The organism is Mesorhizobium sp. M7A.F.Ca.CA.004.04.2.1, from assembly GCF_004022825.1.
Classification (GTDB): Bacteria; Pseudomonadota; Alphaproteobacteria; order Rhizobiales; family Rhizobiaceae; genus Mesorhizobium.
This window is the reverse complement of record NZ_RZPH01000037.1, coordinates 1-14751: the sequence shown is the minus strand read 5'-3', so window position 1 is coordinate 14751 and position 14751 is coordinate 1. Positions and strand designations below refer to the sequence as shown.

At 63.1% G+C, this 14751-nt stretch carries 12 protein-coding genes and 1 pseudogene; 7 read left to right on the top strand and 6 right to left on the bottom strand.

The window, feature by feature from the left end:
• Nucleotides 1–108: 108 nt before the first annotated feature.
• A complete protein-coding gene (locus EN893_RS03495) occupies nucleotides 109–1863 on the bottom strand; it encodes an ABC transporter ATP-binding protein (protein ID WP_127270800.1) in 1755 nt (584 codons plus the stop codon).
• 169 nt (nucleotides 1864–2032) lie between these two features.
• On the opposite strand from EN893_RS03495, the pseudogene EN893_RS03490 reads away from it, so the two are divergent.
• The 3 genes and pseudogenes from EN893_RS03490 (at nucleotide 2033) to EN893_RS03480 (ending at nucleotide 4715) form a co-directional block, all read left to right on the top strand.
• Nucleotides 2033–3322 (top strand): annotated as a pseudogene (locus tag EN893_RS03490) (amidohydrolase family protein).
• Between the two features lie 87 nt (nucleotides 3323–3409).
• Complete coding sequence (locus EN893_RS03485) at nucleotides 3410–3676, top strand: hypothetical protein (protein ID WP_127267473.1); 267 nt, start codon at nucleotides 3410–3412, stop codon at nucleotides 3674–3676.
• Nucleotides 3677–3791: 115 nt separating this feature from the next.
• Nucleotides 3792–4715, top strand: coding sequence for a DMT family transporter (locus EN893_RS03480; RefSeq protein WP_127267472.1), 924 nt, complete (start codon nucleotides 3792–3794; stop codon nucleotides 4713–4715).
• Nucleotides 4716–4722: 7 nt separating this feature from the next.
• Here the strand turns inward: EN893_RS03480 and EN893_RS03475 are convergent, their stop codons facing one another.
• A complete protein-coding gene (locus EN893_RS03475) occupies nucleotides 4723–5625 on the bottom strand; it encodes a phosphotransferase family protein (protein ID WP_127267471.1) in 903 nt (300 codons plus the stop codon).
• A 101-nt stretch (nucleotides 5626–5726) separates the two neighbouring features.
• On the opposite strand from EN893_RS03475, the gene EN893_RS03470 reads away from it, so the two are divergent.
• On the top strand, nucleotides 5727–6359 hold the full coding sequence (locus EN893_RS03470) for a class I SAM-dependent methyltransferase (RefSeq protein ID WP_164748694.1): 633 nt from the start codon (nucleotides 5727–5729) through the stop codon (nucleotides 6357–6359).
• Between the two features lies 1 nt (nucleotide 6360).
• Here EN893_RS03470 and EN893_RS03465 read toward each other — a convergent pair whose 3' ends face one another.
• The gene (locus tag EN893_RS03465) at nucleotides 6361–8814 is read right to left on the bottom strand and encodes an FAD-dependent oxidoreductase (protein WP_127267469.1); all 2454 of its coding nucleotides are present in this window, start codon (nucleotides 8812–8814) and stop codon (nucleotides 6361–6363) included.
• Nucleotides 8811–9698 carry a phosphotransferase family protein gene (locus EN893_RS03460; RefSeq protein ID WP_127267468.1) on the bottom strand — a complete coding sequence of 296 codons (888 nt, stop codon included), beginning with the start codon at nucleotides 9696–9698 and terminating at the stop codon, nucleotides 8811–8813. The genes EN893_RS03465 and EN893_RS03460 overlap by 4 nt, the downstream gene beginning before the upstream one ends.
• A gap of 402 nt (nucleotides 9699–10100) precedes the next feature.
• On the opposite strand from EN893_RS03460, the gene EN893_RS03455 reads away from it, so the two are divergent.
• A complete protein-coding gene (locus EN893_RS03455) occupies nucleotides 10101–10877 on the top strand; it encodes a DeoR/GlpR family DNA-binding transcription regulator (RefSeq protein WP_027039687.1) in 777 nt (258 codons plus the stop codon).
• On the opposite strand, the gene EN893_RS03450 is transcribed toward EN893_RS03455, so the two are convergent.
• Together EN893_RS03450 and EN893_RS03445 are read right to left on the bottom strand one after the other, a co-directional pair.
• Nucleotides 10874–11773, bottom strand: a complete 900-nt coding sequence (locus EN893_RS03450) for an NAD(P)/FAD-dependent oxidoreductase (RefSeq protein WP_127267467.1) — start codon at nucleotides 11771–11773, stop codon at nucleotides 10874–10876. The genes EN893_RS03455 and EN893_RS03450 overlap by 4 nt on opposite strands.
• On the bottom strand, nucleotides 11763–12212 hold the full coding sequence (locus EN893_RS03445; RefSeq protein ID WP_024503367.1) for an Rrf2 family transcriptional regulator: 450 nt from the start codon (nucleotides 12210–12212) through the stop codon (nucleotides 11763–11765). Before EN893_RS03445 ends, EN893_RS03450 begins: the two co-directional genes overlap by 11 nt.
• Before the next feature lie 88 nt (nucleotides 12213–12300).
• On the opposite strand from EN893_RS03445, the gene EN893_RS03440 reads away from it, so the two are divergent.
• Both EN893_RS03440 and EN893_RS03435 read left to right on the top strand, forming a co-directional pair.
• Entirely contained in the window at nucleotides 12301–13212 is a 912-nt protein-coding gene (locus EN893_RS03440; RefSeq protein ID WP_013528025.1) for a LysR substrate-binding domain-containing protein, read from the top strand.
• A gap of 220 nt (nucleotides 13213–13432) precedes the next feature.
• A complete protein-coding gene (locus EN893_RS03435) occupies nucleotides 13433–14587 on the top strand; it encodes an ABC transporter substrate-binding protein (protein WP_128361401.1) in 1155 nt (384 codons plus the stop codon).
• Nucleotides 14588–14751 lie beyond the last annotated feature (164 nt).

Genomic DNA, 14751 nt, shown 5'->3' with positions numbered 1-14751 from the left:
GGGTGTTCCAGAAAACACCAACGCCTCATTCCGCTGGAACACCCCTCATCCGTCTCGGCGCTGCGCGCCGATCCACCTTCTCCCACAAGGGGAGAAGGGAAGAGTGTGCTACGGCATCAACTGATACTCATAAAGCTTCTGGTAGAGCCCACCCTGCTTGAGCAAGGTCTTGTGCGGGCCGCTTTCCACCACCTTGCCGGCTTCGAGCACCACGATCGTGTCTGCCTGGTGCACCGTCGATAGACGGTGCGCGATGACGATCGTCGTGCGGCCTTCCGTCAATTGCTGCAGCGCGTCGCGGAACAGCGCTTCCGATTCGGCATCAAGCGCGCTGGTCGCTTCGTCCAGCAGCAGGATCTCGGCATTGCGCAGCATGGCGCGTGCGATCGAGATCCGTTGGCGTTGGCCGCCCGATAGCAGGCCGCCATTCTCACCCACATCCGTCTCGTAGCCTTTCGCCTGTGCGCTGATGAAGTCATGGGCGTTGGCCGCCTTGGCGGCGGCGATCACCTCTTCGTCGGTCGCACCCTCGCGCCCAAGCCGGATGTTGTGCATGATGGTGCCGGCAAACAGGAATGTATCCTGGCTGACATAGGCGATCTTTTCCCGCAGCGATGCGAGCGTCGCATGGGAAATATCCTGGCCGTCGAGCAGCACCCTGCCGCTCTTCGGGTCGTACATGCGCATGATCAAGTTCAGAACGGTCGACTTGCCGCCGCCGGAAGGCCCGACCAGCGCCGTCATCTTGCCGGGCGCAAGCGTCAGATCGAACCTGTCCAGCACCGGCGGCCCATTCTGATAAGCGAAGTCGACGGCGTCAAACTGGATCTCGCCCGGTCCGGCCAGAAGCGGCTTCGCGTCGGGCTTCTCGACCAGAGTCAGCGGCTGGTCGGCGAGCTCGAACATCATGCGCACGCCGACAATACCGCTTTCCAGCGATATGCGCACGCGCGCAAGGCGCTTTGCCGGCTCATAGGCAAACAGGAGCGCTCCGATGAAGGCCATGATGTTTCCCGGCATCTGGCCGCCCTGCAAGACCAGGAAGCCGCTGACGAAGATGGCCCCGGCAATAGCCAGCCCGGCCAGCGTCTCCATCACCGGGCTTGTCGCAGCCTCCAGCGTCGCGATGTTGTTGGCCCGGTTCTCGACGTCCGACACAGCCTTGTACATGCGGTTGCGCATTGCGCCTTCGAGGTTGAAGGATTTGACGACGCGCACGCCGATTGCCGTTTCCTGCATCACCTGCACGATCTGGCCGACCGAGCGAAACTCCATCGCGGCGAACTTGCGAACACGTTTGAGGATGCGGTTGACCCCGTAGATAGCCAAGGGGCCGATGACGAAGCAGATTATGGACAAGGCTGGCTGCTGCCAGACCATGACTCCTACCAGGACAACCAGCGACAACAGGTCGCGCACATAGGACGTGACAACGAGGTCGAGCACGTTGCGCGCCGCCTGCGCATTGTTGGTCATGCGTGTGATCAGGTCGGACGACGAGGTCGAATGGTAGAATTCGATGCCTTGCGCCAGGATGCGGTCGTAGATCTTGCGCTGGCGATCGGCGATGATGGCGTTGCCGACCCGGCTCATGAAATAAGCCTGGATGAAGTTGGCGAGACCCTTGAGAATGAAGATCGTGGCGACCCCCGCCGCAATCAGGTTGACGCGGTCAATCCGCTTGAAGACCACGAATTCGTCGGTGATCTCTTTGAGAATCCAGGCGCTGGCGCCGGTCGTGGCGGCCACCACAAGCATCGACAAGATCGCGGCGCCGTAGCCAAACCTGTGCTGATAAAAGGATTCCCGGATCAACCTCGCAACGAGGCGCTGGTTTTCCGTCGAGCGGAAGAAACGAAACAAACGGCGGATCCTTGAAACCGGGACAACGAAGGCGGCTTATAGAGGGAGTTGCGGCCGGATGGAACCATCCGCGGCCGCCGCGGACAAACCGCTGTTGCAAGCGGCATCGACGGGATGCGATTTTCAGCCTCGGCACTATCAGATGATTCTTTTGACGGGATGACGACAGATGGCTTTCGACCTTATCGTTCGCGGCGGCACACTGCCTGATGGCAGGGTTGCCGACATCGGCATCAACGGTGAGACGATCACGGCGATCGAGCCCACCCTGCAGGGTCCTGCGCGGACCGAGGTCGACGCCCGCGGCAACCTGGTCTCGCCGCCCTTCGTCGATCCGCATTTCCACATGGACGCGACGCTCTCCTACGGCATTCCGCGCATCAATGCGTCGGGTTAACTGCTCGAAGGCATTTCGCTATGGGGCGAGTTGAAGCCGCTTTTGACGCATGAGGCGGTGCGTGATCGCGCATTGGCCTATTGCGACTGGGCGGTGTCGATGGGCCTACTCGCAATCCGCACCCATGTCGATGTCTGCGATGACAGGCTGCTGGCGGTCGAGGCGCTGCTCGAGGTCAAGAAGACGGTCGCTCCCTATATCGACCTGCAACTGGTCGCTTTCCCGCAGGACGGGTTTTATCGCGCTCCATCGGCGCGTGAAAACACCATTCGCGCGCTCGACATGGGCGTCGACATTGTCGGCGGCATCCCGCATTTCGAGCGCACCATGGCCGACGGCACGCGCTCGGTAACGGAGCTGTGCGAGATCGCGGCCAGGCGCGGCCTGATGGTCGACCTGCATTGCGACGAGACCGATGATCCGCTGTCGCGTCACATCGAACAGCTTGCGTATGAGACGCAGCGCCTTGGTCTGCAGGGCAAGGTCGCCGGTTCGCACCTCACCTCGATGCATTCGATGGACAATTACTATGTCTCGAAGCTGCTGCCGCTGATCGCCGAGGCCGACGTCTCGGTCATTCCCAATCCGCTGATCAACATCATGCTGCAGGGCCGCCACGACACCTTCCCGAAGCGCCGGGGCCTGACTCGGGTCAAGGAAATGCTGGCGCTCGGCATTCGCGTCGGCTGGGGCCAGGATTGCGTGCTCGATCCCTGGTATTCGCTAGGCACCGCCGACATGCTCGATGTCGCCTTCATGGGCCTGCACGTCGCTCAGATGTCGAGCCCGGCGGAGATGGCGCGCTGCTTCGACATGGTCACCAACGTCAATGCCGCGATCATGGGCCTCGATCATCTCGGCCTGGCGGTCGGCAAGCGCGCCAGCCTGGTCGTCCTCGATGCCGGCAATCCGGTGGAGGCCCTGCGCCTGCGCGCCGAACGCCTGTGCGTCATCGCCAGGGGCAAGGTGGTGGCGGAGCGGACGAAGCAGGAAACCAGGCTGTCCATCGACGGAAGGCCGGTACTTGTGAACCGACGGCACCATTCGCATCAGGACCAATAGGACACCGCATCTGCATCAAGGGTCTGAGCTTCGCCCGTCCGGAAATAAGTCTACATAAAGACTCCACTTTTATTCGAGGAGGATTCCATGTGGCGCAAGACTGTGATGGCGGTGGCGTTGACGGTGCTTTGCACCGGCTGCACGACGGTGACGGCAGAGGACCGCCGCGCCGCCGACGAAGCGAAATGCCGGTCCTACGGCTTCGTCAAGAAGAATGACGCCTTTGCCGAGTGTCTGCAGCGCATCGATCTGGAGCGGCGTGCGGAGCTCAGACGCACCCCGGCTTTCGACCCCTGGGACAGGCCGGTGATCTATCGGCCCATTATTCTCAGGCCGCAGCCAAAAGGGAACTGAATCGCGCAGACCCAGCCGATTCCCGAGGCTGGCCTTGCCGATTTCCGGTTTTCTCCTCGTCAAAGCCGCCGCTTCCGTCTACGACGCGGCTAACTAGGGAGGAATCGGGATCGGCATGACGCAGCCCGTGGCGCAGAATTCGACGATCAGGAATGTGCTTCTGGCCGGCATTCTGCTGATGCTGGCCGGCGACTTCCTGTTTGCGCTGAACGACGCCATGGGCAAGTGGCTGGTCGCCAGCTTCTCCGTCGGCCAGGTGGTGCTGATCCGCTCTATCGGCGCCTTCTTCGTGCTCGGCCCGATGATCGCCAATCAGGGCCCGGCCAAGCTGTTTCGCATGGAACGCCTGGAGCTGCAGCTGCTGCGGGTGGTGATGACCACGCTCGACACCGCGCTATTCTATGCCGCCGTGGTCTATCTGCCGCTTGCCGATGTGATGAGTTTCTACATGGCCGGGCCGATCTACGTTGCGGCACTCTCGCACCTCCTGCTTGGCGAAAAGGTCGGCTGGCGCCGCTGGATGGCGATCCTGCTCGGCTTCTGCGGCGTTTTGATCATGCTGAAACCGTCCTCGGCGGCGTTCTCGCTGTCATCGGGTTTTGCGCTGGTAGGCAGCATCTCCTTCGCCTTCGCCATCATCCTCAACCGCCGCCTGCGTGGCACCAGCGACACCAATCTGGTGACATGGCAAACCATCGGCACGCTGCTGGTCGGCGGTGTGCTGACCATCGGCGCCTGGCAGACGCCGTCGGCACTCGATCTCGGCGCCATGCTGCTGCTCGGTATCGTCTCCTGCGGCGCCCACCTGATGATCACCAGGGCGCTCAAGCTGGCGCCGGCTTCGACATTGGCGCCGCTGCACTACACACTGCTGCTGTGGGCGGTGGTGTTCGGCCTGGTGTTCTTCGGCGACGTTCCCGGTCCGCGCATCCTGATCGGCTCGGCCATCGTTGTTCTCGCCGGCCTGTTCATCTTCCATCGCCAGAAAGTGGTCGAGATCACTGTGCCGCCCGAAAACGTGCCGAAGGGCGTGAGTTAGTCCAGGCTCAGTCCCGGTGTATTGCTGCCAGATGCCGCGAAAACTCCGGCGTCTCCATCAACGCCTTGCAGCGAGCGAAACGGCCATCCGCATAAGCGCGAAAATCATCGACCGGGTTGTTGTTGGCGAGCTGGATCAGCCCCCACAAGGTCCACAACAGGTCGCACATTGCCTTGTAGATGACGATGCGGCCGCGCTCCGCCGGCCTCGCCTCGCCGCCGAAATAAGCGCGTATCATCTCTTCGTCCTGGGCGGCGTCGAACTTGCCCTCCACGCTGAGGTCGCCAAGGTCCCAGAGCGGATCGTTCATGCCCGAATATTCCCAGTCGACGATCCACATCCGCTCGCCAGTATCGAGAAAGTTCTCGCACAGCGGATCGCAGTGGCAGGCGACGATCGGCAGCGGATGGGCGGCCAGCGCCGAGCGGACGCTCTCGGCGTCTCGCACCACGTCATGATAACCGGCGGGCAGGGCGACCTCCTTGGTGGACAGCACCTTGAGGTAATCGTCGATCATCGCGAACAATTCGAAGCGGAAGGGAAACACCGCGCCTGAATCGTGCAGCTTGCGAAAGGCTTCGCCGGCGCGTGCCGGACTGCCCGGACGTGTCCGGAATTTCTCCGGCGACATCGTTTCGGCGCCGGCGATGTAGCGTGTCACCATCACCCCGGTACCGGGGTCGACATGCAGCACCTCGGGACTGACCCCTGCCTTTGCAGCTTCGCGCGCGGCCACCGCTTCGTTGGCCCGGTTGATGTATTCCTCGGTGCCCTTGCCGGGAATGCGCAGGCAGAAGTCGCCGGCCTTGAAGACGAGATTGGTGAGGCCGCCCAGCCGTTCCAGCGGCCCGCTGTAGCCGGCCAGCATGGGAATGGCGTCCAGTGCGGCACGCGCCTCGTCTGTCACCATGCCTGCGCCCCCACGCTGTTATTTGTCGCAGCGACGGTTCCACAATTTTCGCGCTTTGGCTATCATCACTGCGAGATCAAAAATTGGCGGACTGGATAAAAGTGGCGGACAGCAAACATCAGGGCGCGCTCGGCGCGGCCTACGCGGCAAAGCGGCCCGAAGAGGTGGCCGCACTCTATGACCGCTGGTCGGAAACCTATGACGCCGACATGTCGGCCGCCGGCTATCGCCATCCAACGATCTGCCTTGCGTTGCTGGCCCGCCATCTGCCGCGCGGTTCAGCACCGCTGCTCGATGCCGGGGCCGGCACCGGGCTCATCGGCGAATGGCTTGATATTGCTGGTTACCCGCAAGTCGAGGCACTCGATATTTCACAAGGCATGCTGGATCAGGCGGCCCGCAAGGGCGTCTATTCCGCGCTCCACTGCCTTGCGCTCGGCGGTCATCTGCCCTTTGCCGATGATGCCTATGCCGGGATCATCTCGGCCGGCGTCTTCACCTCGGGCCATGTCGGCGTCGCGGGGCTGGACGAGCTAATCCGCATCTGCCGCCCGGGCGGCGTGATCGTGCTGACGGTCAAGAACACGCTGTGGGATGCCGGCTTTGCCACGCGTGTCGGCGAGATCGAGGCGCAAGGCCTCGTCACCCGCGTTGAGGAAACGCGTCCTTACGTCTCCATGCCGGGCGAAGCCGACACCGTGCCAAGCCGCGGCCTCGCTTTGCGCGTTATTTGACCTACGCTTTGACCCTGGCGCCTGCCGGATCATACATCGGCTCGAGGTGGATATTGGCCGGTGTCCTCTCCATCGCAACCACCAGTTCATAGCCGCCGGAGACGAGAAAGTCGTCGCTCACCCCGTCGACGTTGCGCACATAGCCGTAGCCGATGTTCCTGCCCAGCGTGTAGCCGTAACCGCCGCTGCTGAGATAACCGACCGGCTCGCCATTGCGCAGGATGGTTTCGCGGCCGAGCAGCACGATCTCGGGGTCTTCGACCGTGAAGCCGGCAAAGCGTTTCTTCAGTGCCGCGCCGCTGGTCTTTTCCAGCGCGCGCCGTCCAACGAAATCGGTGTTCTTGCGCAGCTTGACCGCCCAACCGAGCCCGGCTTCCTGTGGCGTGTCGTTGGGGGTGATGTCGGATCCCCAGGCGCGATAGCCTTTTTCCAGCCTTAGCGATTCCAGCGCCCGATAGCCGACCGGTCGGATGTCATGCTTCTCGCCTGCCGCCATCAGTGCGTCGAAGACTTCGCCGGTGGCCGCGATCGGCACATGCAGTTCCCAGCCGAGTTCGCCGACATAGGTGACGCGCAGTGCCCGAACCGTGTGGCCGGCGATGGCAATCTCGCGCACATGGCCGAACGGGAAGCCGGCATTCGACACGTCGGCTCCGGTCGCCACCGAGAGCACGTCGCGCGCCCGAGGACCCATCAGCGACAGCGTGCCGAAATCCTCGGTGACGTCGACAAGCCTGGCGTCGAGCCCTTCGCCGATATGATCGCTGATCCATGAGGAATCATGCGTGCGGAAACCGGTGCCGGTGACGATATAGAACTTCTCTTCGGCCAGCCGCGCCACCGTCAGATCGGCCTCGATGCCGCCGCGCGTGTTGAGAAGCTGCGTATAGGTCAGCCGGCCGACCGGCTTGCTGACGTCGTTGGCGCAGATCCAGTCCAGCGCCTTCAACGCATCTGGCCCGGTCAGCTCGTATTTGGCGAAAGACGATTGATCGAAGATGCCGACCTTATCCCGCACATGCCGGTGTTCGTCGCCGACCGCCGCGAACCAGTTCTGCCGGCCCATCGAATAGATGTCCTGCGGCTCGACGCCTAGCGGTGCGAACCAGTTCGGCCGCTCCCATCCGAGCTTCGAGCCGAATACGGCGCGCTGCTGTTTCAGCCGCTCGTACAGCGGCGAGACGATGCGCGGCCTCCCGCTGGCATACTCTTCATGCGGAAAGCCGATCGTATAGTGTTTGCCATAGGCCTCCAGCGTGCGGTCGCAGACCCACTGCCGGTCGCGGTGCAGGTTGGAAAAGCGCCTGATGTCGACCACCCACAGGTCGAGCGGTGCTTCGCCATCGACCACCCACTGCGCCAGCACCCAGCCGGCGCCGCCGCCCGAGGCGATGCCGAAGGCGTTGAAGCCGGCGCCGACGAACATGTTGGCGCATTCGGGCGCTGTGCCGAGAATGAAATTGCCGTCCGGCGTAAAACTCTCCGGCCCGTTGATCATCTGCTTGACGCCGACGGTTTCCAGCGCCGGCACACGCGCGATCGCTTGGCTCATGTGCTGCTCGAAATGGTCGTAGTCGTCGTCGAACAGCCTGAATTCCCAATCATTGGGAACGTCGTCGCCGGGGAGACCAGTCGCCCAGGCCTGCGGGTTAGGCTCATAGCCGCCCATCACCAGCCCGCCGACTTCCTCCTTGAAATAGGTGCGTCGGTCAGGGTCGCGGATGGTCGGCGCGTCGGTCGCCAGCCCGTCGATCTTCTCGGTGATGATGTACTGGTGCTTCACCGGCTGAAGCGGCACGTTGATGCCGGCCATGGCCCCCACTTGCCGCGCCCATTGGCCGGCGCAGTTGACCACCTTGTCGCAGGCGATGTCGCCCCTGCTGGTCTTCACCGCCGCGATGCGGCCGTCCTTCATCTCGAAGCCGGTGACGCGAACATCCTCGAACAGTTTGGCGCCATGCATGCGCGCGCCCTTGGCCAGCGACTGCGTGATGTCGGAGGGGCTCGCCTGGCCGTCAGTCGGCAGCCAGGAGGCGCCGACGAGATCGCCGGTCTCCAGCAGCGGCCACATCCTTTTCACCTCGTCCGGCGACAGCAATTGCATGTCCATGCCGAAGCTTTTTGCTGTCGTCGCCAGCCTTTTGTACTCGGTCCAGCGGTCGGCGTTGGTGGCGAGCCTGAGGCAACCGGTCATCTTCCAGCCGGTGGCGAGACCGGTCTCGGCCTCCAGTCCCTTGTAGAGGTCGACGGAGTATTTCAGCACGCGGGTGATAGACGCCGACGAGCGCAATTGCCCGACAAGGCCGGCGGCATGCCAGGTCGAACCCGAGGTCAGCTTGCCCTGCTCCAGCAGCACCACGTCAGCCTTGTGGTCGCGCGCCAGATGATAGGCCGTCGAACAGCCGATGATGCCGCCGCCGATGACGACGATGGCGGCCTGGCTCGGCAATGTCATGATTTCTGTATCCCGTATTTTGTCCGGTAGTTTTCCAGTGCCGCGTCGAGCCGGGCGAGGTTTTCCTCGGTGTAGGCGACGTAGTCGATGCCCGGTGCGTCGAGATAGAGCTCGGAGACCATGCTCCACATCGCCTCGCGCAGCAGCGAGGCGCATTGCATGGCCGCGTGCGAACGGCGGATCGCCTCGTCCGGTTCCTTCATGAAGTAGGCGGTCAGGAAGGCAAAGGATTCCTCGTCGCTCATGCCGGCATTGGAGGCGGCGCCTGCGAGGTCGAACATCGCCGTGTTGAAGCCGGCATATTCGAAGTCGATCAGCCATAGTCTGTTGCCGTCGTCGAGAATATTGGCCGGCAACAGGTCATTGTGGCCAAAGACGATCGGCAGCAGTTTCTGCGCGCGCTCCAGTTCGTCGGCCAGTGTCAAAAGGCGCGGCAAGTCGCTGCGCTTGCGGCTGCCGCCTTCTTCAAGCGTGCGCGCATAGTCGCGAATGACATGGAACACCCAGAACATGAAGCCGGCGCCCGAGACGTGATTGGGCATCTCCCGGTGGAAGGCGCGCATCAGGGCCGCGACCCGGCCGAGATTGGCGCGCACGTCTTCCGCCAGATAGGTTTTCGCACCGAGAAATTCCGTCACCAGTATGCCTGGTTCGGCATGGCGGACGGCTGGCGCGAAACCGGCGGCATGCGCCGCCCGCGCGGTCATAACCTCGCGCTCGCGAAAGACATGGTGGAACGGATAGTCCTTGCCGAAGCGCACGACATGTCGTCCGGCCGCGTCCGTGACCACATAATTCGCGTTGCTCAGGCCGCCGGGCAGCGGTGCGATCTCGATGCTACCGGTCCAGCAGGGCAGGGCGCGGATGCGATCTTCGGCGGTCACGGAACATCCCTGGTTTGCTGGGCTTCGACAAGGCGCCGTGAACAGCGCAACGATGGCGGGAGAAACGTAAATGATCTCGTCGGTGCGGGACGCCAGGATCGGTATCCCGCACCGCACCGACGAGCCCCTTGGCCAGGTTTTTGAGCCCGGCATCCGCCCCCGCGGATCTGAAAATTCCTTGAACAGGCACGTTTCCAAACGGCCTGATCGCTGAGTTGCGGCACTGCCCCCAGTCGCAGATCTGAAGCCTGTTGATGTCTTCGATTTCACGCCAGGGCTGCCCGCTTGTCAATAAAAAGGTGTGACTTTTTTTGGGTATTTTGCCCGAAAGCGTAAGGTAGTTCCTTTAAAAGCACTTGAATTACCTTAAAATCGGTCAGGAGCATCAGTTCGGGAAACCAGATGGCCCAGTCCAAACGACACGGCGAGATCCTGCGGCTCCTGCAGGAAGAGGGCACCGTCACCATCGCCAGTCTGGCCGACCGGCTGGGCGTGTCGCTCGAGACGGTGCGCCGCGACGTCAAGCCACTGACTGGTGATGGCTCTGTCCTCAAGATGCATGGCGCCATCGGCCTGCCGTCGATGATCGGCGAAGCGCCGTTCGAGCGGCGTATGCGTGAGAACGCCGACGCCAAGCGCGTCATTGCCCGCATGGTCGCCGCCACCATACGCGACGGCGAATCGATCATGCTCGACACCGGCACGACGACCTCGTTCCTTGCGCGTGAACTGCTCGGCCACCGGCGCCTGACGGTCGTCACCAATTCCTCGGATATTGCCCGCACCCTGGCCACCATCAACGGCAACAAGGTCTATATGGCGGGCGGCGAGCTGCGCAGCGATTCCGGCGCTGCTTTCGGTGCCTCGGCGATTGATTTTGTCAGTCGTTTTTCGGTCAGCCACGCCATCATTTCCACCGGCGGCGTCGACGCGGTGATGGGCGTCATGGATTTTGATCTGGATGAGGCCGAGTTCGCCCGCATGGTGCTGTCGCGCGGCCAGCGGTCCCTCGTCATCACCGATCACTCGAAATTCGGCCGTCTTGGTCTGGTCCAGGTCTGCGGCTTCGACAGCTTTTCCGAACTCGCCACCGACCGCTCGCCGCCGCACGACCTGGCTGCCGCCCTGGCCCAGGCCGGCGCGCGGCTCAGCATCGCCGGCGAGGAAGCCGGGTTCTAGCCGAACACAAGCGACTGGTGGGCGCAGACGCCCGCAAAGGTGCCACCCGATACCGCAAAGGCAATATTGTGCATCGAACGTGCCGCGTCGCCGGCGGCGTAGACGCCGGGCACGGTCGTCTGCTGCCTGTCATCGACTGATATCACCGGGCCGAGGAGGCCTTCGGTGAAGCCGCAGCCGAGCTGTTCGGCCAGCGGGCTGGCCATGATGTTGCGCGGCGCGGTGAACATCGCCCTGACGCCGGCCTTTCGGCTATCGTCGAGGTGGACGATCAACCCGCCGGAGCCGTCTTCCCTTAGCTCGGCAACGCTGGTGGGCTCAAACCGCACCTTTCGGCTCTCCAACGCGCGCATCTGATCTGTGTCGGGTTCGAACAGACCATTGCCGAACAGTGTGACATCACCCCAATCGGCGATCAGCTGTGCCTGATGCAGGGACATCGGGCCGGTTGCGAGCACGCCGAGCGGCCCGCCGGAAACCTCGTAGCCGTGGCAATAGGGGCAGTGCAGCACGCTCCTGCCCCAGAGCTCGGCAAGCCCGGCAACCTCCGGCAGGATATCGCGCACCCCGGTGGCCAGCACCAATCGTGCGGCACCGAATGTCTCGTCGCCATCGGTGGTGATTTCGAAATCGCTGCTGCCGGCGGCAACGGCCTTGTCGGCGCGCCCGTCGACAACCCTGGCTGTCGGGTAGGCCAGCAGCTGCCGCCTTGCGTCAGCCAGGATTGCGCCAGGCGCGCGCCCGTCATGTCCGAGGAAGCCGTGCGAATGCTCGGCAAAGCGGTTGCGCGGCTGGCCGGCGTCGATCACCAGCACTTTGCGTCCTGCCCGCGCCACCTGGATGGCGGCGGACAGGCCGGCAAAGCTGCCGCCGATGACGGCAAGATCATACTGCATGGCTGGAGACTCCAATGAGATCAAAACGGCGGCGGAAATCGGCGGTCAGGTCGGCCAGCGTGATGCGGCTCAGCTTCTCCGCCAGCAGCCTTTCGGCGGCGATGCGAAAATCGTCGAGGACGGCGATCACCGCCTGCTCGACGAGGCAGCCGGGGCTTTCCGGCTCTGTGCTGAACGGCAGCAGCGTCTCGCCAAGGGCGACGCTGATCTCGGCCAGGGATATTTTCTCGGGCGCCCGCCCGAGCAGCCAGCCGCCACCGTGCCCGCGCGACGAGGTGACGATGCCGGCATCGCGCAAGCCTGCGATGGTGCGGCGGACCACAACCGGATTGGTGTGGATGAAGGTGGCAAGCTGCTCGGAGGTCAGCGCCTGTTCGGGCTTCTCGGCCATGTGGACGAGAATGTGCAAGGTCGAGGACAGTCGGCTGTTGCGTTTCATGTAACTTAGTTAGTTACGATTGGCGAAGCCGTCAAGTGTTCGCCGGTTGCCACTTCCCAGCATCGCGTCCGCCGTGTTTAGTCCGGCCATGGCTTTCACCATCCGCCAGTTGCAGTTCTTCATCGCCGTCGCCGAGCAAGGCACGGTTTCGGGCGCCGCGCAGAACCTGTCAATCTCGCAGTCGTCGGTCACCGAAGCGATCAAGGAGCTCGAAAGCGATCTCGGCGTCGAACTGTTCGAACGCCATCCGCGTGGCCTCAACATCACCCACAAGGGCCACCAGTTCCTGCGCCACGCGACGAAAATCCTCGCGGACGTTTCCGACGCGCGCCGCTCTTTCTCCGGCGAGCAGGCGGTGGCGGCCGGCCGGCTGCAGCTCGGCGTCACCTCGCTGGTTGCCGGTTATGTGCTGTCGGATCTGCTCGCCCGCTACCGTCGCGCCTATCCCGGCGTCGAGGTCTCTGCCATCGAGGACAATGGCGATTATCTCGAACACCTCCTGATTGGCGGCAAGCTCGACATTGCCGTCATGGTCACCTCCAATTTGCGCGACCGCACCGCGTTGCAGTCGGAAATCCTCGAAGTCTCGGCCTATCGGCTGTGGCTGCCGCTCGGTCATCCGCTCGTCGGCGCCGACATTATCAGCATTGGCGACATTGCCTCCGAAACGCTGATCATGCTGACCGTCGACGAGATCGAGGAGAATACCGGCAAGCTGCTGACGGCAATCGGCGCCAAGCCGCATGTCGCCTTCCGCACCCGTTCCGTGGAAGCCGTGCGCAGTCTGGTCGCCACCGGCGCCGGTGTGGCGCTGCTGCCCGACCTCGTCTACCGGCCCTGGTCGCTGGAAGGCGACCGCATCGAATCGCGCGATATTTCCGGCTCCTTGCCGGTGGTCCAGGTCGGCATGGTCTGGCGGCGCGGCTCCGGTCTGCCGCAGGCCGCGCGCGATTTCATCGGTCTTGCCCAGTCGCAACGGACGGTTCGCCAGCGTCCCTGAGAGATCGGCTGCCAACCTATCGGAAAAACCGATATCGCCCTTCTGATAAATGAATTTGCGAAACCGGAATTTTCAAAGCACTTTCCGGTTCAGGGACCAAAGCCGCCATCAGAGCGGCATCAAGCCCAACGGACGAACTGACAGTTTTCAGTCCGCGCGTGACCCCTAGCGAAGACCGAAACCGGCCTTCGGGGCCAGGCGCCTAAATGGGAGATCGACAATGAATTCATTCCTGAAGTCGTGCACTGCTCTGACGGTCGCGCTGACCTTCTCCGGTCAAGCCGTCGCCCAGGTCAAGGAACTTGGCAAGGGCGAGGGCCAGGTCAATATCGTTGCCTGGCCGGGCTACATCGAGCGCGGCGAAACCGACAAGGGCTATGACTGGGTGTCCTCCTTCGAGAAGGAGACCGGCTGCAAGGTCAACGTCAAGACCGCCAACACCTCCGACGAGATGGTCTCGCTGATGAATGAGGGCGGTTTCGACCTCGTCACGGCTTCGGGCGATGCTTCGCTGCGCCTCGTTGCCGGCAAGCGCGTGCAGCCGATCAACACCGATCTCATCCCGAGCTGGAAAACGGTCGACGAGCGCCTCAAGGACGCGCCGTGGTTCACCGTTGGCGGCGCCCATTACGGCGTTCCCTACCAGTGGGGTCCGAACGTCCTGATGTACAACACCGACGTGTTCAAGGAAGCTCCCAAGAGCTGGAATGTCGTCTTCGAGGAAATGAAGCTGCCGGACGGCAAGTCCAACAAGGGCCGCGTCCAGGCCTATGACGGGCCGATCCACGTCGCGGACGCCGCCAACTATCTGATGTTCCACAAGCCGGAACTCGGCATCAAGGATCCCTACGAATTGAACGAGGACCAGTACAAGGCGGCACTCGACCTGCTGCGCGTCCAGCGCACGCTGGTCGGCCGCTACTGGCATGACGCCGCCATTCAGGTCGACGATTTCCAGAACGAGGGCGTCGTCGCTTCCGGCTCGTGGCCTTTCCAGGTCAACACGCTGGTCGCCGCCAAGAAGCCGATAGCGTCCACCATTCCGGAGGAGGGTGCGACCGGTTGGGCCGACACCACGATGATGGAAGCCGATTCGGCCAACCCCAACTGCGCCTATATGTGGATGGAACATTCGCTGTCGCCCAAGGTGCAGGGCGACGTCTCGGCCTGGTTCGGTTCGCTGCCCGTGGTGCCCGCCGCCTGCAAGGGCAATGAGCTTTTGACCGACGAGGGCTGCAAGACCAACGGCTACGAGAACTTCGACAAGATCAAGTTCTGGAAGACCCCGGTGTCGAAATGCGCCACCCAGAACGACCAATGCGTGCCGTACTACCGCTGGGTGTCGGACTATATCGGCGTCATCGGCGGAAGGTGATTCCGCGCTTCGCCTGAGAGTGCAGCGCCGCCCCTCACCTTGCCCTCTCCCCGTGAAGAAGCGGGGAGAGGGGGGTCACCGGCCTTGGAGTGCTTCCCTTCTCCCCGTCACTGTACGGGGAGAAGGTGCCGGCAGGCGGATGAGGGGCAGCGCAAACGCCCGCT